19 protein-coding genes are annotated in these 17651 nt (G+C 37.3%); 14 read left to right on the top strand and 5 right to left on the bottom strand.

Features of this window, described 5'->3' with window-relative positions; translation table 11 throughout:
* Positions 1 to 18 precede the first annotated feature (18 nt).
* The 4 genes from R3X28_RS11070 to htpG form a co-directional block, all read right to left on the bottom strand.
* Positions 19 to 651: an MOSC domain-containing protein gene (locus R3X28_RS11070; RefSeq protein WP_317664305.1), complete on the bottom strand. Its 633-nt coding sequence runs from the start codon at positions 649 to 651 to the stop codon at positions 19 to 21.
* A 597-nt stretch (positions 652 to 1248) separates the two neighbouring features.
* Positions 1249 to 1659 (bottom strand): AraC family transcriptional regulator, encoded by a 411-nt coding sequence (locus R3X28_RS11065; RefSeq protein ID WP_317664303.1) that lies wholly within the window; start codon positions 1657 to 1659, stop codon positions 1249 to 1251.
* Between the two features lie 887 nt (positions 1660 to 2546).
* Positions 2547 to 2960 (bottom strand): DUF2141 domain-containing protein, encoded by a 414-nt coding sequence (locus tag R3X28_RS11060; protein WP_154368543.1) that lies wholly within the window; start codon positions 2958 to 2960, stop codon positions 2547 to 2549.
* A gap of 32 nt (positions 2961 to 2992) precedes the next feature.
* Positions 2993 to 4879 carry a molecular chaperone HtpG gene (htpG, locus tag R3X28_RS11055; RefSeq protein ID WP_282056127.1) on the bottom strand — a complete coding sequence of 629 codons (1887 nt, stop codon included), beginning with the start codon at positions 4877 to 4879 and terminating at the stop codon, positions 2993 to 2995.
* A 338-nt stretch (positions 4880 to 5217) separates the two neighbouring features.
* Here htpG and R3X28_RS11050 point away from each other — a divergent pair, with 338 nt between their 5' ends.
* The 4 genes from R3X28_RS11050 (at position 5218) to R3X28_RS11035 (ending at position 9193) form a co-directional block, all read left to right on the top strand.
* Positions 5218 to 5877 carry a TetR family transcriptional regulator C-terminal domain-containing protein gene (locus R3X28_RS11050; RefSeq protein ID WP_154368540.1) on the top strand — a complete coding sequence of 220 codons (660 nt, stop codon included), beginning with the start codon at positions 5218 to 5220 and terminating at the stop codon, positions 5875 to 5877.
* A 25-nt stretch (positions 5878 to 5902) separates the two neighbouring features.
* The gene (locus R3X28_RS11045) at positions 5903 to 7213 is read left to right on the top strand and encodes an ABC1 kinase family protein (RefSeq protein ID WP_317664301.1); all 1311 of its coding nucleotides are present in this window, start codon (positions 5903 to 5905) and stop codon (positions 7211 to 7213) included.
* Between the two features lie 122 nt (positions 7214 to 7335).
* Positions 7336 to 8343, top strand: coding sequence for a 3-oxoacyl-ACP synthase III family protein (locus tag R3X28_RS11040; RefSeq protein ID WP_154368535.1), 1008 nt, complete (start codon positions 7336 to 7338; stop codon positions 8341 to 8343).
* A gap of 490 nt (positions 8344 to 8833) precedes the next feature.
* Positions 8834 to 9193, top strand: a complete 360-nt coding sequence (locus R3X28_RS11035) for a CoA-binding protein (protein WP_154368533.1) — start codon at positions 8834 to 8836, stop codon at positions 9191 to 9193.
* Positions 9194 to 9248: 55 nt separating this feature from the next.
* On the opposite strand, the gene R3X28_RS11030 is transcribed toward R3X28_RS11035, so the two are convergent.
* On the bottom strand, positions 9249 to 10718 hold the full coding sequence (locus tag R3X28_RS11030; protein ID WP_317664299.1) for a sodium:solute symporter: 1470 nt from the start codon (positions 10716 to 10718) through the stop codon (positions 9249 to 9251).
* A 58-nt stretch (positions 10719 to 10776) separates the two neighbouring features.
* Between R3X28_RS11030 and recR the strand changes: the two genes are divergently transcribed.
* The 10 genes from recR (at position 10777) to R3X28_RS10980 (ending at position 17594) form a co-directional block, all read left to right on the top strand.
* On the top strand, positions 10777 to 11397 hold the full coding sequence (gene recR / locus R3X28_RS11025; protein ID WP_154368530.1) for a recombination mediator RecR: 621 nt from the start codon (positions 10777 to 10779) through the stop codon (positions 11395 to 11397).
* An 82-nt stretch (positions 11398 to 11479) separates the two neighbouring features.
* On the top strand, positions 11480 to 12832 hold the full coding sequence (locus tag R3X28_RS11020) for a dihydrolipoamide acetyltransferase family protein (RefSeq protein ID WP_317664296.1): 1353 nt from the start codon (positions 11480 to 11482) through the stop codon (positions 12830 to 12832).
* Between the two features lie 157 nt (positions 12833 to 12989).
* On the top strand, positions 12990 to 13766 hold the full coding sequence (locus R3X28_RS11015) for a 3'-5' exonuclease (RefSeq protein WP_154368526.1): 777 nt from the start codon (positions 12990 to 12992) through the stop codon (positions 13764 to 13766).
* Positions 13767 to 14681, top strand: coding sequence for a carboxypeptidase-like regulatory domain-containing protein (locus R3X28_RS11010; RefSeq protein WP_317664295.1), 915 nt, complete (start codon positions 13767 to 13769; stop codon positions 14679 to 14681).
* A gap of 6 nt (positions 14682 to 14687) precedes the next feature.
* On the top strand, positions 14688 to 15299 hold the full coding sequence (locus R3X28_RS11005) for a fumarylacetoacetate hydrolase family protein (RefSeq protein ID WP_154368522.1): 612 nt from the start codon (positions 14688 to 14690) through the stop codon (positions 15297 to 15299).
* A complete protein-coding gene (locus R3X28_RS11000) occupies positions 15299 to 15637 on the top strand; it encodes an Hpt domain-containing protein (protein ID WP_154368520.1) in 339 nt (112 codons plus the stop codon). Before R3X28_RS11005 ends, R3X28_RS11000 begins: the two co-directional genes overlap by 1 nt.
* Positions 15637 to 16884, top strand: a complete 1248-nt coding sequence (locus R3X28_RS10995) for a competence/damage-inducible protein A (protein WP_317664292.1) — start codon at positions 15637 to 15639, stop codon at positions 16882 to 16884. Before R3X28_RS11000 ends, R3X28_RS10995 begins: the two co-directional genes overlap by 1 nt.
* Positions 16885 to 16954: 70 nt before the next feature.
* On the top strand, positions 16955 to 17191 hold the full coding sequence (gene rpmB, locus R3X28_RS10990; RefSeq protein ID WP_154368516.1) for a 50S ribosomal protein L28: 237 nt from the start codon (positions 16955 to 16957) through the stop codon (positions 17189 to 17191).
* A 20-nt stretch (positions 17192 to 17211) separates the two neighbouring features.
* Complete coding sequence (gene rpmG / locus R3X28_RS10985; protein ID WP_154368514.1) at positions 17212 to 17394, top strand: 50S ribosomal protein L33; 183 nt, start codon at positions 17212 to 17214, stop codon at positions 17392 to 17394.
* Between the two features lie 47 nt (positions 17395 to 17441).
* Positions 17442 to 17594: a DUF4295 domain-containing protein gene (locus tag R3X28_RS10980; protein ID WP_154368512.1), complete on the top strand. Its 153-nt coding sequence runs from the start codon at positions 17442 to 17444 to the stop codon at positions 17592 to 17594.
* Positions 17595 to 17651 lie beyond the last annotated feature (57 nt).

Raw genomic sequence — 17651 nt, 5'->3', positions numbered from 1 at the left:
TTTCTGATTACGTAATAATTAAAGATACTTTTTTAAACGTTCCCGTTTATAATAAGGAAGGGCCTTGTTTTCTATAGCTAATTTTACAATGTTAGGGTCTTTATATTTTGCGTAAATAAGTTGGTAAAACTGCTGTACGGTAAGGGGATTTTCTGATTTTTCAACGAGCGTTAAAGAATCATTTTCATTTACTTTCCCTGCTTCAAGTATTCGTACATAGGTGCCAGGATGGCCGTGGTCAATATATTGTCTTAGGATTTCTTGGGTGCCAAAGCGAATACCAAGTTTATAGCAAGGTTCCCTAGGTTGGGAAACCTGAACTAATGCGGAGCCCATACGATAGATATCCCCAATACATAGTTTGGTCTCATCTAAGCCTTTAACAGTAAGGTTTTCACCGAACATGCCCCAATTCCAGTCCAAATGGGGGTATTTGCCTTTCCAATACGGATATTGATCAGCTGAAAACAAATAACATGCTTTGTTCGGGCCTCCATGATGTTTTCTGTCAATTACCGTATCGTTTTCAACATCTGTCCCGCCCAATACTATGGCTTCTTCAGTCGGATACTTGTAAATTCCGGTCAGCTCTTCTTTTCCATTCCACAAAATGGTCGTGGGTTTTCCAATATTGGTGGCGATTACCTTCATGTTATAAAAATAGGAAACCACTGTATAATCAACAGTGGTTTTAAGATTTTATTTATAATAAAAGATGTTATACCATGAAAAAGTCAATAACACTTAATTTAGGAATATGGTAGTTGCAAACAAAACAAATTGATTTATTTAGATATGCAATCGCTTAACAGAATTATAAATTTTAAAGTATTATAATTAATTGTTGTTAGGGTTCTGCTCCCTGAGTAAAACATAAATCATATAACCTGACAAAATAATCAGAAATGGTAATAAAATCAGGTCAATACGGATTATTGAGTCAGGGTAATCCTTGATAGCGGTTTGTATTTGAAGCTCATAGGCAATAAACAAAGACCAAATCAAAAATAGCAATAGAACCAGTCCCTTATTGGATGAAAACATAGTTTTTTTAGTAAATATGCCAGAGGGCTTTAAAACTACCAAAATATTAGGGTTAGTTTCTGTCCTGATTTCCGAAATAAGTACAGATTAACCCTAAAACAGGGCCTTTTACATTATTCATAAAGGAAAGAACTCCCTTAATTAGGCTTTAATGATAGTTCGTAATATTGATTGAACCAATGACATTTTATTCAAGATTTAAATTCATAGCCTATTTTTTTCCTTGTACTTTGTCGGGGTAGTGCCCGTAAATTTTTTGAAGGCTGAATAAAAAGCACTTTTGCTTTGAAAGCCTACTTCTTGCCCAATACCTTCAATACTCAATTTTTTTGAACTTTTGCTTTTCAGTAGGGCTTGCGCTTTTTTTATTCGAAGTTCATTAATGTAATTATTGAAATTTTGACATAAAACAGAATTTATGGTTGTAGAGATGCGTTTCGGGTGGACATTTAGATTCTCGGCCAAATCGATTATGGTTAATTCTTTTTGCGTGAAACATTCGGATTCTTTTACATATTTATCTATTTCTTTCATAAAATTATTATGACTTTCATTCGAATACATGGGGATGTCAATTCGTTGTGTAGACGAATCGGCATTGTTTTCTTTTGTCATGTTTTTTGGTAAGACTGATAAAACATCCCGCTGTTTAATACCATTAATAGCAACCCAATAAATTGCTATAAGATCTATTATTGAAAAAATAATTTTAAAAAAATAATTTTGAGGTGAAAGGAAGTAAAGTAAATGAATGATTATAGATGTTGTTATACTATATATCAAGAAAAACCGGGCCCAATGCAAGACTTTGTATTCAATACTCGAGAAAGTATTTTCTACTTCGATTTTATGTTTTTTCAATAGTATTAAATTCCAAATCCCAATTGTCCAAGCATAAAAAATGCCTAAAAAGGTAAATACCAACTTATACATTGGACTGTCGGCAATTAATAGTTTTACGGAATAAGGTTGAAAGTAAATCAAGACTTGGAGAGCAAAAGAAGCCAAGCCTGGGTAGAGTACCCAGAATTTTATTTTTTTATCAGAAAAAACTGATATTTTTTGAGTATAAACAAAGAAAACAGGAAAGAGCAACCACGAAAAATTAAATGGTAGTAAGAACAGTTCCGGAAAGGTGTGTTCCAGATTTAAACCCTTTGGAATAAAATATGCCAACTTTAAAGAAAACAAAAGAAGATAAAGACCTAGAAAAAAAGTACTTCTATGATGTTTGTAATTCAATAGTAATAACAAGAACCCTAAGGTGATACCTTGTGTTAAGCCTAAAATATCCAAAAACGATTGGAGGTTATAATCGATTTCATATGGTCCGAACATATAGATTAAGCTACAATTTGAATCTTAATATACGCATTAGAATTATAAGAAATTAACTGTTAACAATTTTAATTGTTCTAATGGGTAATTGGGCAAAAAAAAACCAAGGTTAGAACCTCGGTTTTATCAATATTAAAAAAGACATTTCTATAATTGATGATAGACTACATGTAAAACAAATTAATTTTTATGGTCTTGTCATCTGACAATTTAAAAACCGATTTTTTAAAACTGGGTATTCCCTTATGGTTGTTTGAATTCCCGACTCCTTCCTTGGGCATTCCGAACCAGTTGGTCTTAAGCTCGTCATTATCATCTTCATCATGAAAAACCATTACGGCATATTCTCCTTTGGGTAGGTCCAGATCAATGTCGGCTTCGCCGTTTTCAATACGAACCAAGCCCTTTTCGATAGCTTTGTCCACATCACTTGGAAAACCTGACCTGTCGGAAAACACAGTGTAAAGTATTTTGCCTTTTTCAGACTCTATGCCTTCTATCTTAATGCTAAGATGTGCCTTTTGGGCAAATGAGAAGCACCCCAAAAGGAGTGCTATCCCTACTATTATTCGCTTCATTTATCGAAGTTGTTTAGCCAAATGTAGCCAAACTATTTGACCATTTCGTAACTCCTTTTAATAAAATTGGTCAACTCTTCTCCCTTGAGTAAGCCTTTTGATAATCTTGCCAGATCCAAGGATTGACTGATCAAACGTTCTCTCTTCTTAGCCGTTTTAGTGTTTAGGATTTCCCCTATCAGTTCATGGTTGGTGTTCACGATAAGATTGTACATCTCTGGCATATTGCCCATTCCGAACATTCCTCCGCCACCTGTTTGCTGCATCTCTTTCATTCTGCGCATAAATTCGGGTTCGGTAATAATGAAAGGTGAGGCATCACTGTCCATAGCCTCCATCTGAATGGTGTATCCCTTATCGGTAATAACCTCTTCCAAGTTGGTTTTAAGACGTTCTTTTTCCTCATCGGAAAGTTTGGAGATCTGCGTATCTTCTTTTTTGATTAGATTGTCCAAGTGATCAGCGTCTACCCTGGCAAAAGAAAGGTTCTCTTTGGTTGTTTCCAATTTCTGCATCAAGTGGCTGATAATTGGGGAATCCATCAACAAGACTTCATATCCTTTAGCTTTTGCGGCTTCGATATAACTATGTTGGGCTTCTTTGTCAGATGCGTAAAGGATAACCAATTTATCGTCTTTATCGGTTTGGTTTTCCTTTAAAGTCTCTTTCATTTCGTCAAAAGTGTAGAATTTACCATCTACAGTTGGGTAAAGGGCAAATTTGTCGGCTTTTTCAAAAAATTTCTCTTCGGAAAGCATACCGTATTCGATCACGATCTTAATGTCATTCCATTTTGCCTCAAATTCTTCACGGTTGTTCTTGAAGAGCGAATTTAATTTGTCGGCAACCTTTCTGGTGATATAAGACGATATTTTCTTAACGGCACCATCGGCCTGTAAATAAGAACGTGAAACGTTCAAAGGAATGTCCGGTGAATCTATGACACCCCTTAGCATGGTTAAGAACTCAGGCACTATACCTTCAACATTGTCGGTTACGAAAACTTGGTTTTGATACAGTTGGATCCTGTCTTTCTGAACACTAAGGTCGTTCGTTAGTTTTGGAAAATAAAGAATACCGGTAAGGTTGAAAGGATAATCAACATTCAAGTGAATATGGAACAAAGGTTCCTCGAACTGCATCGGGTAGAGTTCCCTGTAGAAGCTCTTGTAATCCACGTCTTTTAAATCGGCCGGTTGTTTGGTCCAAGCAGGGTTGGGGTTGTTGATAATGTTATCAACTTCTTTGGTCGGTGCAGGGTCTTCTTCTTTTGCACCTTCAGGTTTTGGTAAGGTCTCCGTTTTTGTTCCGAATTTAATCGGGATAGGCATAAATTTATTGTACTTCTTCAACAATTCGGAAATTCTTCCTTCTTCCAAAAATTCCGTAGAATCTTCGGCTATATGAAGAATTATTTCGGTACCTCTTTCTTTTTTATCACTCTCTTTCAAAGAAAATTCAGGTGAACCGTCGCAAGACCAATGAACGGCAGGTTCATCTTTAAAACTCTTGGTAATGATTTCAACCTTGTCGGCCACCATGAATGCGGAATAAAAACCTAGCCCAAAGTGTCCTATGATACCGGCTTCCTTACCTGCATCCTTATATTTGTCCAAAAACTCCTCTGCACCTGAAAAGGCAACCTCATTAATGTATTTCTTAATTTCCTCTTCGGTCATTCCGAGACCTTGGTCAATGATATGCAATTTTTTACCTTCTTTATCAACCTTGATCTCTATTATAGGATTGCCATATTCAACTTTGGCCTCACCTATAGAACTAAGGTGCTTAAGTTTAAGGGTCGCATCCGTAGCATTTGAAATAAGCTCACGAAGAAAAATTTCGTGATCACTGTATAAGAACTTCTTTATTAAAGGAAAGATATTATCAACTGAAACATTGATTTTGCCTGTTGCCATTTTATATAGTTTTTTAATATTTATCTAAACTTACCTGTCAAAAAAAATACCATACTTATAAAGGGTGACAAACTGACACGGTAAAGTACTTAAATTTCTGTGACTCAAAATTTAACAAAAATTTTGTTTAATTAATAACCTAAAAGATTAAACAAGTCTTATCTTTGTAGGGATTGGGAATTGATTTTGCTATGAAAAGTCATGTTGAACCAATTACTACCAGGTTTTAGTGGTTAGGTTGTTTGAAAACGTGCTTTCAGATGAAAGTGCGTTTTTTCTGCTATCGAATCGTAAGGAATCGGTTTTATTCTATACCAATTTATTAATATATATATGCTATGGGAGCAAAAGCAAAAACAAAGAAACTTACAGAAAATGATGTAATTACCATGTATATGGATGATGTGCTGGAGAATGAAACCCAACCACGGTCCGTATATAAATTCTGTAAAAGGCATTCGATTACCGAAGCTGAATTTTACGGGGTTTTCGGTTCGCTTGAATCGATTCCTAAACGAATTTGGAGTGTATTCTTCGAGAATACAGAAGATTTACTTCGTAAGAACAAGGAATTCGACGATTTTTCGAATAAGGATAAGATGTTGACCTTTTTCTATTCTTTTTTCGAACTATTGACCTTGAACCGTAGTTATGTGCTCCTTGCCCTACACCAAGAAGATAACCCTTTAAAAAACTTGGAACAGTTAAAAGGACTGCGCAAGCAAATCAAGAATTTTGCAACCATTTTGATAGAGGATGGTAATGCCGATAAAACTTTAAAAATAACAAAGTTCAATCCTAAATTATTTTCAGAAGGGGCATGGTTTCAATTTTTGTTTTTATTGAAGTTCTGGAAAGATGATGAATCCAAAGGGTTCGAAAAAACCGATATGGCAATAGAAAAGTCGGTAAATACCATTTTCGATGTTTTCGATAATACACCTCTGGAAAATATCATAGATTTCGGGAAATTCCTTTATAAAGAAACCTTTGTTTAATTGTTAGTTTAAAGCCGATAATATATTGAAAACACTTGATAAGATTCCCACAGGAAAGATAGAAAGGGCCGGTAGACTGGTGAAGACAGGAGTACGGATAGGGGGTAATTATGCAAAATATTACGGCAAAAAGTTGGTGAACCCTGACCATAGTAAGGATGAACTGAATGAGGATAATGCGGGTGATATTTATGACGGACTTAAAAGTCTTAAGGGCAGCGCCCTAAAAGTTGCCCAAATGTTGAGTATGGAGAAAAACCTACTGCCGCGGGCTTATGTCGAAAAGTTTTCCCTTTCACAGTTTTCGGTTCCTCCGCTATCCGCCCCATTGGTACGTAAAACCTTTAAGCAGTATTTAGGTAAATATCCGGAAGATATTTTCGATACATTCGATCGGGATTCTATCAATGCGGCCAGTATAGGCCAAGTGCATAAAGCAACTAAAGACGGAAAGGAATTGGCAGTAAAAATCCAGTATCCGGGAGTTGCCGAGAGTATAAGTAGCGATTTGGCCTTGGTTAAACCTATTGCTATTCGTATGTTCAATCTTCAAGGTAATGATTCGGATAAATATTTTAAGGAGATGGAGCATAAATTGGTTGAAGAAACCAATTATTTGTTAGAGTTGAAGCAAAGTATTGAGATTACCGAATCTTGTTCGGTTATACCCAATTTAGAATTTCCAGAATATTATAAAGACCTGTCCAGCGAACGTATCATTACCATGGATTGGATGCATGGGGTTCATTTAAGTGAATTTGCCAAGACCGATTTTACAAAGGAACAAGGCAATAAGCTAGGACAGACCTTATGGGACTTTTATATGTTCCAAATTCACGGATTGCGCAAGGTTCATGCGGATCCCCATCCCGGAAATTTCCTTGTAAGTGATCAAGAAACCTTGATTGCCATAGATTTTGGATGTATTAAAGAGATTCCCGATGAGTTTTATGTACCTTATTTTGAATTGTCTAAAAAGGAGAATATTTCCAATGACTCGGTCTTTGTTGAAAAGTTGTATGAACTTGAGATTTTGACCTCCAGTGATACGCCTGAAGAATTCATTTTTTTCAAGGAGCTTTTCAAGGAAATGTTGACCCTGTTTACTTCACCGTTAAATGAGGAGGTCTTTGATTTTGGTTCGGATATATTTTGGGCTAAAATAGCTGATCTTAGCCAACGTTATTCAACGGATCCCCAAATTCGAAAAATGAACGGTAATAGGGGATCTAAACATTTTCTCTATATGAACCGAACTTTTTTCGGCCTTTTTAATCTTTTGTACGACCTTAAAGCAACGGTTCAGGTAAATAATTTTAAAAATTATCTTAGTTAATACCTAAGTATCGGTTGTTCGGATAACTGTTGTTTTATGTTTTGATTAAAAGCGGAGCAATCACTACCTTGCACCCGTATAGATTGTCGCAATCTATGACACAAACCTAAACAGACTTCAAGATGTATAATTCAAAAATTACAGGCCTCGGGTATTTTGTACCTGAAAACGTTGTCACCAATGATGATTTAGCCAAGGTAATGGATACCAATGATGAATGGATCCAAGAACGTACCGGGATAAAAGAGCGTAGACACGTTATAAAAGGGGACGATACCACCATGACCATGGGGGTAAAAGCAGCTAAAATAGCTATAGAAAGAGCAGGTATAGACAAAAACGATATTGATTTTATCGTTTTTGCCACACTTAGTCCGGATTTTTATTTTCCAGGTCCAGGGGTATTGGTTCAACGAGAACTAGGGATAAAAACAGTTGGGGCCTTAGATGTAAGAAACCAATGTTCGGGTTTTGTCTATGGTATTTCTGTTGCCGATCAGTATATTAAAACCGGCATGTACAAAAATGTCCTGGTCATTGGTTCCGAAGTCCATTCTACCGGGCTCGATTTTAGTACTAGGGGGCGAGGGGTTACAGTAATTTTCGGTGATGGCGCAGGAGCTGCCGTTCTTTCAAGGGAAGAAGATAATTCTAAAGGTATCTTATCTACCCATTTACACTCTGAAGGTGAGCATGCAGAAGAGCTTTCGTTGGTTGCACCCGGTATGGGAAAAAGATGGATTACCGATATTATAAAGGACAACGATCCTGAAGAAACCTCTTATTACCCATATATGAACGGACAATTCGTTTTCAAAAATGCCGTTGTTCGTTTTAGTGAGGTGATTATGGAAGGTCTTACCGCCAATGGTCTTACTGAGAAAGACATTGATCTTTTGATACCGCATCAGGCCAATTTGAGAATTTCGCAATTTATCCAAAGAAAATTTCGATTACGAGATGATCAAATATTCAATAATATCATGAAATATGGTAACACCACAGCGGCCTCTATTCCAATTGCTTTAACAGAAGCTTGGGAGCAAGGTAAGGTAAAAGACGGCGATTTGGTTGTCCTTGCTGCTTTTGGTAGCGGGTTTACTTGGGGTAGTGTCATAATACGATGGTAAAATAACACCTTGGAATAAAAATCAAAACCCTGACGAATTTCGTCAGGGTTTTTTCTTGGCAAACCTTTGCTGGAATCAACCAACCATCATTCCATGAAGAATTCGCCAAATCTTTTAGGTATTTAATTAAGAACCTATCTGTTTTTTTGATTCCTTTCTATATATAAAGACGGAATTTCTCAGTTTTTGTTACCGATAAATCTAACTTTAACGTTCTTTCCTGAACAAGAACGAATAGGTATAATGGACTTCTTTTACTTTGAAAGCTTACAAAAGAAGGGGGGCAGGGTTAGAAACGTAAAGAATTAAAATATAAAACCCTGACGTTTCCGTCAGGGTTCCTTTCGCTGATATGCTATACTAAACACTAACCATTAACTATAAACATATAGCTTCATCAACGACCTTATATTTTGTTACAGTAATATTCGTATTATTTATTAGACGTACTTTTATTCAAAAAGTTACACTTACTAAACAATTTTAACATATGAAAGACACACTTGTTTTTGGGGCTTCATTGAAACCAGACCGTTATAGCAATATGGCAATTGAACGACTGGTCGGCAAAGAAATTGCTACACAGGCATACGGATTACAAGTAGGGGTAATTCACGGGGTGCAAATTAAGGCCAATTTAAATGATATCCAAAATATACATACAATTACTTTGTATTTAAATCCCAGAAGGCAAAAAGAATATTATAATGACATCATTAACTTACAACCAAAGAGGGTAATTTTTAACCCAGGGACCGAAAATCCTGAGTTTTATAAATTATTGGCAGAAAATGACATTGAGGCTGTTGTTGCCTGTACTTTGGTAATGTTGGCAACCGATCAATATTAAAGATGGTTTTTGTCGTTTTTCTTCATATCAAAAAGTTTATTTGGTTTGATATGGGTTATTGATCGCTACTTTTTTTTCGTATTAAATGCAGGCCAATAAAGGTTATAAGTCCGTTCAAGGGAAGTAATTCATAACCAAAAACATAGCCGCCCAAATTTTCAGGGGGCAATTTACCCAAGATATAACAAATTGTAACAGAGACAAGGGCAACAACCCAAACGTATTTATCTTTGATTTGATGTTTTGTGAAAATACCGAATGCGAAAAGACCGAGTAAAGGGCCGTAAGTATATGAGGCTACTTGTAGAAGTCCGTCGATTACATTAGTGTCAAGAATGTGTTTAAAAGCTATGACTACAAGAATCAGTAAAAGGCTCATGCCAATATGCGTGGCCTTTCTTATTTTCTTTTTCATGATTTCCGGCTTATGCCCAATACCTAAGAAGTCTACGCAAAACGAGGTGGTCAGTGATGTTAGTGCGCTGTCGGCACTACTGTAGGCCGCGGCAATGAGACCAAGGATAAAAGTAACTGCTACGGTCATGCCCAACCCACTGTTCAAAGCGATTTCAGGAAACAGAAGATCGGATTTTGGATTACCGTCCATCAAAGGAACCGCAATCTGGAATTTTTCGGCATAAATAAAAAGAAGGGCTCCGAGGAGCATAAAAAGAAAGGTTACTGCAACCAATACAATACTAAAACTAACCATGTTCTTTTGGGCATCTTTCAGCGTTTTACAGGTGAGGTTTTTTTGCATCATATCCTGGTCTAACCCCGTCATGCATATCGTTATGAACATTCCGCCTAAAAAAGATTTTACTAGATGGTTTTTCTGTGAAAAATCATCGAGAAACCATGTTTTGTTGTATTCTTTCAGTTCTGAAGAGGATAAAAAATCCATAAAACTCCAATCCATTTGGTCAAGTATGAAGTAGATTGATAGCCCTACGGAAACCAGCATGAACAAGGTTTGTAAAGTATCTGTCCATACAATGGTCTTAATTCCTCCTCTGAATGTGTAGATCCAGATAAGTAAAATAGATAAGGTCACGGTAAGTTCAAAGGGAACGTTCCAAGTATCGAAAACAAATTGTTGTAGTACTATGGCCACTAAGAACAACCTAAACGCGGCACCCAGTACTCGTGAAACAAAAAATGAAATGGCACCGACTTTATAACTCACGAACCCGAATCTTTCATCGAGATATTCGTAGATCGAAGTTACGTTTTGCCTATAATAAACGGGCAGCAGCACATAAGCGACGACAAAATAACCCAGCGAATAACCGAAGACCACCTGCATATAACTGAATTCGGAGGCCTCTACCCATCCTGGAACCGATATAAACGTGACTCCTGATAAGGATGCGCCTATCATGCCAAAGGCAACCAAGTACCATGGCGATTGTTTGCCGGCCTTGAAAAAATCAGCATTCGAATCGTTTTTTCCGGTAAAATGGGAAATTAATAAAAGTACAATGAAGTAAGCTCCAATAAGAAGCAGGATATGGGTTGCTGTCATATAAATTTAATTCAAATGCAAAGTACAAAAAGCAAAAATAGTGTGTAATTTTGTTGCTATGGATTTTTCATCAAAACTTTTGGAGAATGCTGTTCATGAAATGTCCCAGTTACCGGGAATAGGTAAACGAACGGCCTTGCGATTGGTTCTTCATTTATTGAAACAGCCAAATGGGCAAACCATGCGGTTGGCCTCTGCTTTGGAAGATTTACGTAATTCGGTTAAATTCTGTAGCCGTTGCCACAATATTTCCGATGTTGAGGTTTGTGAAATATGCTCCAATCCAAAGCGGGATGATCAAGTTGTCTGTGTTGTAGAGGATATCAGGGATGTCATGGCCATTGAGAATACAGGTCAGTATAATGGACTCTATCATGTATTAGGAGGAAAGATCTCGCCCATGGAAGGAGTTGGCCCGCAAGAGCTGACCATATCATCTTTGGTCAAAAAGGCAAAGGAAGGGGATATCAAAGAATTGATTTTTGCACTAAGTTCAACCATGGAAGGGGATACGACCAATTTCTATATTTATAAACAACTCGAGGGGTTGGATATAAAAACATCGACCATTGCCCGTGGTATTTCTATAGGTGATGAATTGGAATATGCTGATGAGGTAACCTTGGGGCGTAGTATACTGAACAGGATTCCGTTTGAAAATTCATTGAAAACAAACTAAGATTACATCTAATGAATTAATTTGCTTTATTTTTTATTAATTTTGCAAATAATTCATCTAAAACCGTGTATAATTTAACAATATGTCAAAATTTGAATTGAAATTACCGCGAATGGGAGAGAGTGTTGCAGAGGCAACATTGACCTCATGGTTGAAAGAAGTGGGCGATACTATTGAAATGGATGAGGCAGTTTTTGAAATAGCCACTGACAAGGTAGATTCCGAAGTGCCCAGTGAAGTGGATGGCGTTTTGGTTGAAAAACTGTTCAATATTGATGATGTGGTAAAGGTGGGTGATGTGGTTGCCGTAATTGAGGTTGAAGGCGATCAAATGGAAAGTGCTGATGAGGTAGGTGATACTGATGAAGAAGAAGTTGAAGTACCGGTTGAGGTTGTAGGTGAAATTTCCCAAAGCATAGAAGTGGCCAAGGAGACAGTGGGCAGTACTATTCAAAAACAAAGTTCTTCGGAACGTTTTTATTCCCCATTGGTTAAAAATATTGCCAAACAAGAAGGCATTTCTTTAAAAGAGTTGGATGCGATCAAAGGTACCGGTTCAGAAGGTAGGGTAACCAAAGGTGATATTTTACAATTTGTATCGTCAAGGAATTCTTCGGGCGTACCTTCCGTAGAACCTAAAATAGAAAAGCAACATGCGCAAGTGGTTGAAAGTACGCAGTCTGTTTCCAAGGATAAGCCACAATCCTCTCGACCTGTTTCTTCAGAAGGCGTAGAAGTCTTGGAAATGTCTCGTATGGGTAAACTCATTGCGAAACATATGTCAGAAAGTGTTTCTACATCTGCTCACGTACAGAGTTTTATAGAGGTAGATGTGACTAAAATAGTTAATTGGAGAAACAAGGTAAAAGATTCTTTTTTTACTGCAGAAGGTGAAAAACTAACGTTTACACCAATATTTATGGAGGCCGTTGCAAAGGCTTTAAAGAAATATCCGATGATGAATATTTCTGTTGAAGGAGATACGGTCTTGAAGAAAAAAAACATCAATATAGGAATGGCGGCAGCGTTGCCCGATGGTAACCTGATCGTTCCCGTTATTAAAAATGCCGATCAATTGAACTTGGTTGGTATGACCAAAGTGGTCAATGATCTTGCGGAGCGTTCTAGAAACAACCAATTAAAACCAGATGAGGTGCAGGATGGTACGTACACCGTTACTAATGTGGGTACTTTTGGTAGTGTTTTTGGCACACCCATAATCAATCAGCCCCAAGTGGGTATTTTAGCCCTTGGTGCTATTAGGAAAGTGCCTTCTGTAATTGAGACAGCTGAAGGGGATTTTATTGGTATTCGCAGTAAAATGTTTCTCTCCCATAGTTACGACCATCGGGTCGTGAATGGTGCTTTGGGCAGTATGTTCATAAAGGCCGTAGCCGATTACCTTGAAGCATGGGATATGAACAGGGAGATTTAGAAAACGGAAGTCTCCCCACCTGATTAATTTCTAAATTGTCATAGTTACTCGGATGTATATTGCTATTCCTTAGTCAATATATGTGTAAACAATTATTAAGGGTATTCATTCGCTCAAAGTTTTCTAAAACTTATCTTTGTTCAAATTTTAAGAAGGAATGGAATTAAAACTTACAAAACCGATATGTTTTTTTGATCTGGAAACAACAGGCACCAATGTGGCCCATGATAGAATTGTAGAGATATCCATTTTAAAAGTATATCCTAACGGGAATAAGGAGAGTAAAACCTGGTTGGTGAACCCAGGGGTCAAAATTCCCGATGAGGTTGTGAAAATCCATGGAATTTCAAATGAGAAGGTGGCCAATGAACCAACATTTAAGGAGTTGTCAAAGGAAATTTATGCAATGATCAAGGATAGTGATCTCGGAGGTTTTAATTCCGACCGATTTGATATTCCTTTGTTGGCGGAAGAAATGCTACGGGCCGATGTTGATTTTGATATGAAGCATATGTTGTCTATAGATGTGCAGACCATTTTTCATAAGATGGAAAAAAGAACCCTCGAAGCTGCTTATAAGTTCTATTGCGATAAAGACCTTACCGACGCACATAGTGCCGAAGCTGATACGAATGCAACTTATGAGGTGCTTTTGTCCCAATTGCAACGTTATCCCGAATTGGAGAACAATGTTAAAATGTTGGCTGAGTTTTCAACACATAAGAAGATGGTTGATTTTGCAGGATTCATTGCTTTGGATGAAAACGAAGAGGAAGTTTTCGCCTTTGGAAAGCATAAAGGAAAAAAAGTGCTCGATGTATTGGATAAGGAGCCAGGATATTTCGGGTGGATATTGAATGCTGATTTTCCTTTGTATACCAAAAAAGTCCTGACCCAGATAAAATTGAGCAGATTAAATAACAAGTTGAGTTAAATGCGATTTTTCGTACTTCTTTTTATTCTTTTTTGTGCTATTGGTGTTCATGGTCAAGAGGTGCTTTTCGAAGGGCATGTCTATGATCATAAGACGAAAGAGCCCATTCCCTACGTGAACCTGAGTTTTCTTAATACCTTAAAAGGAACATCGACAGATGAAAAAGGGCATTTCTTTATTGATATTCCAACTCCTTTTTTAGATAAACAAATTCATATTTCTTCTTTGGGGTATAAAGATACCATCGTGGTGGCCAAGAACATTTATAAGATGAAACGGTTTGATATGGTCGAGGAGTCTTATGAGTTGGATGAGGTCGTGGTTTCCCAATCTTTAGGAAACTCCGATGTCCTCAATCCAATAAGTAGTTATAGCCTTACCAGTGGTTTTTCATCTTCCTCGACTCCTTGGGTATTGGCCTTGTATTTTCCTAACATCGGAGCGCAGAAGAAATACCTGGAAAAGGTAACGGTGTTTTTTCAAAAGAATTCGGAATTCAATAGGCCAACGGCAAAATTTCGATTGCGAATTTATGATGTTGATCCAGAGACTAAAAAACCTAAAACCGATATATTGAGAAAAAGTATGGTTTTGGAGTCTAATGTGGAGGAAGATTTTGTATCCATAGACCTTGGTGCCCTGAATATGAAAATTCCGCAAGAAGGAATTTATGTAGGTGTTGAATGGTTGTTCGTGCCTTATAACTGGTATAAGAATACCTTAATTCACCCTCTAACTAATAAGAAAGTGATTGAAGATCGGTTTGCCCCAACTTTTGGAGCTGTTTATAATAAAAACCAAAATTATAAAGCCATGGTTTATGGAATGGGTGAATGGACTGATTTTAAGGTTAGGTCCAAGGACAATACCAAAAACCTGATTCCGGCCATTAGTGTCAAATTATCCAAAGAGTAATAACATATGAAGATAGTATGTATAGGTAGGAATTATGCCGCACATATAGAGGAGTTAAAGAATGAGCGTCCTACTGATCCAGTAGTGTTCATTAAACCAGACTCTGCCGTATTGCCAAAGGAGCAAGATTTTTACATTCCCGATTTTACGAATAATGTTCATTATGAAGTTGAGGTCTTGGTGAAGATCTGTAAGGTTGGTAAGCATATTAGTGAGGATTTTGCCCATAAATATTACGATGAAATAGGATTGGGGATAGATTTTACGGCAAGGGACCTTCAATCCCAATTGAAGGAAAAAGGATTGCCATGGGAAAAGGCAAAAGGTTTTGATGGGTCGGCAGTCATTGGTAAATGGCTCCCGAAGTCAAATTTCAAAAATCTGGAAAATCTCAATTTTACCCTTGAACAGAATGGAGAGGTTGTACAGGACGGTAATACCGGTCTAATGCTCTGGAAGATAGATGAGCTAATTGCCTATGTCTCAAAATACTTTACCTTGAAAAAAGGTGATGTAATATTTACGGGCACTCCAGCGGGTGTTGGTCAGATTGCTACAAATGATTACCTTTCGGGCAAGTTGGAGGGACAAGAACTTTTTACTTTAAAAATTAAATAATGATATACAATCTTGATAAAATAAATGAAATGGCTGAAGGGGATGAGGATTTCATCAATTCTGTTATATCCGTCTTCTTGGAAGAGGTTCCCCAGGATCTTGAGGGACTTGAAAAAGCCTTGGACGAGCAAAATCATCATCAGGTGTATCAACTCGCGCATAAAATAAAGCCCAACGTAGATCTTTTGGGAATGGAGCAAACAAGGGCTGTTGCCCTTCAAATAGAGACCTTAGGGAAAAATTCTGCCAATATGAGCGAGATTCGAAGTGTATTTCCTTTATTGAAAAAGGATATTTACCAAGTTGTCGCAGAACTTAAAAATGATTTTAATCTGTAATGTTCGCAGAAATTATCACTATTGGCGATGAGATCCTAATTGGTCAGATCGTTGATACCAATTCCGCATTCATTGCGAAGGAGTTGAATAAAATAGGGGTATCGGTTTATCAGATTACCTCTGTACAGGATGACAGGCAACACATACTTAATGCCCTTACTGAGGCAAAATCCAGGGCCCAAATCGTAATAGTAACTGGAGGATTGGGTCCAACCAAGGATGATATAACCAAACATACCTTTTGTGATTTTTTCGATGATGTATTAGTTCAGGACAAATCAGTGTTAAAACACGTAGAGCATCTGTTTGCTAGCATCATATCCACACCGATATCCGAAGTGAACAGACAACAAGCGATGGTCCCATCCAAGGCTACCGTTTTGCATAATGCAAATGGTACGGCCCCGGGAATGTGGGTTAAGAAAGACGGGGTTGCCTTCGTGTCGTTGCCAGGGGTGCCTTTTGAAATGAAGGCTTTGATCGTAGATGCCGTAATCCCCAAGATAATCAAGGAATTCAAAAGACCGTACATTATCCATAGGACTTTGGTCACTTATGGTTTGGGGGAAAGTGCATTGGCGGAAAGAATCGAAGATTGGGAAGATCAGCTGCCACCGTTTATTAAATTGGCTTATTTACCTAATTTAGGAAAGGTCAGGTTGCGATTAAGTGCGAAAGGTAAGGATAAGCAAATCTTGCTTGATGCCATTGAGTTGGAAATTGAAAAATTACAGCCCTTGATCGGTGACATATTATATGGTGCCGAAGATGAAGAAACCCTGGAGGAGCGAGTCGCAAAATTGTTTACGGCCAAAAATATGACCTTGGCCACTGCGGAAAGTTGTACCGGGGGGAGAATCGCAGAACAGATTACGGCCATACCGGGTGCTTCGGCTTATTATAAAGGTACGGTTGTAAGTTATGCTACAGATGTAAAGGTAAATGTACTCAAGGTGCAAGAAAAATTGATCAAAGAACATTCAGTTGTCAGTGCCGAAGTAGCAACGGCAATGGCCGTGAATGTGAAATCATTGTTGAAAAGTGATTTTGCCGTGGCGACAACCGGGAATGCCGGACCCACTAAAGGGGATTCAGATGCAGAGGTAGGAACGGTATTTATCGCTGTTGCTACCCCAAAAGAGGTGATAGTTAATAAGTTTATGTTTGGGAAACAACGTTTTAGGATTGTCCAAAAGGCTGTAAATAAGGCGTTTGAGTTACTTCAAAAAGAAATTGTAAAAATCTGAACCATAATTTTGTCCGTCACATAAAAATGATATAAATTTGCAGCCTGTTTAAAATGAAAAATTAAGCGCAATGTCAAAAGTATGTGAAATTACGGGAAAGAGAGCGATGTTCGGTAACAACGTATCGTTTTCCATCAATAAAACCAGAAGAAGATTTAATGTAAATCTTTCTAAAAAGCGCTTTTATATTCCAGAGGAAGATAAATGGGTAACGCTTAAGGTTTCTGCCAAAGCGTTGAAAACCATTAATAAGAAAGGCATTTCTGCTGTTTTAAAAGAGGCTAAAGCACAAGGGTTTGTAAAATAATCCTAAAAACATAGATTACAATGGCAAAAAAAGGAAATAGAGTTCAGGTTATTTTGGAATGTACAGAGCATAAAGAGTCTGGACAACCAGGAACTTCTAGGTATATTACCACGAAAAACAAAAAGAACACTCCTGAGAGGATGGAAATCAAAAAATTCAATCCTATCCTCAAGAGAATGACTGTTCATAAAGAAATTAAGTAATTAGGACATCATCGTTTCGATGAAAATGTCAAATAACGTATAAGGTCATGGCAAAGAAGACAGTAGCAAGTTTACAAACAAGTTCAAAAAGATTAACCAAGGCAATTAAAATGGTTAAGTCTCCAAAAAGTGGGGCATATGTATTCCAAGAGTCTGTTATGGCTCCTGAAGTTGTTAACGAATGGCTTGCAAAAAAATAACGAATTGTTTTATTCAATTTGTAAAGGCTCCTTTTGAAAGAAAGGAGCTTTTTTATT

Origin of the sequence: Maribacter sp. TH_r10 (genome assembly GCF_033101095.1) — a bacterium.
Taxonomy (GTDB): Bacteria; Bacteroidota; Bacteroidia; order Flavobacteriales; family Flavobacteriaceae; genus Maribacter_A; species Maribacter_A luteus.
Note: the sequence above shows the minus strand (reverse complement) of the source record. Positions and strands in the feature narration are given on the sequence as shown.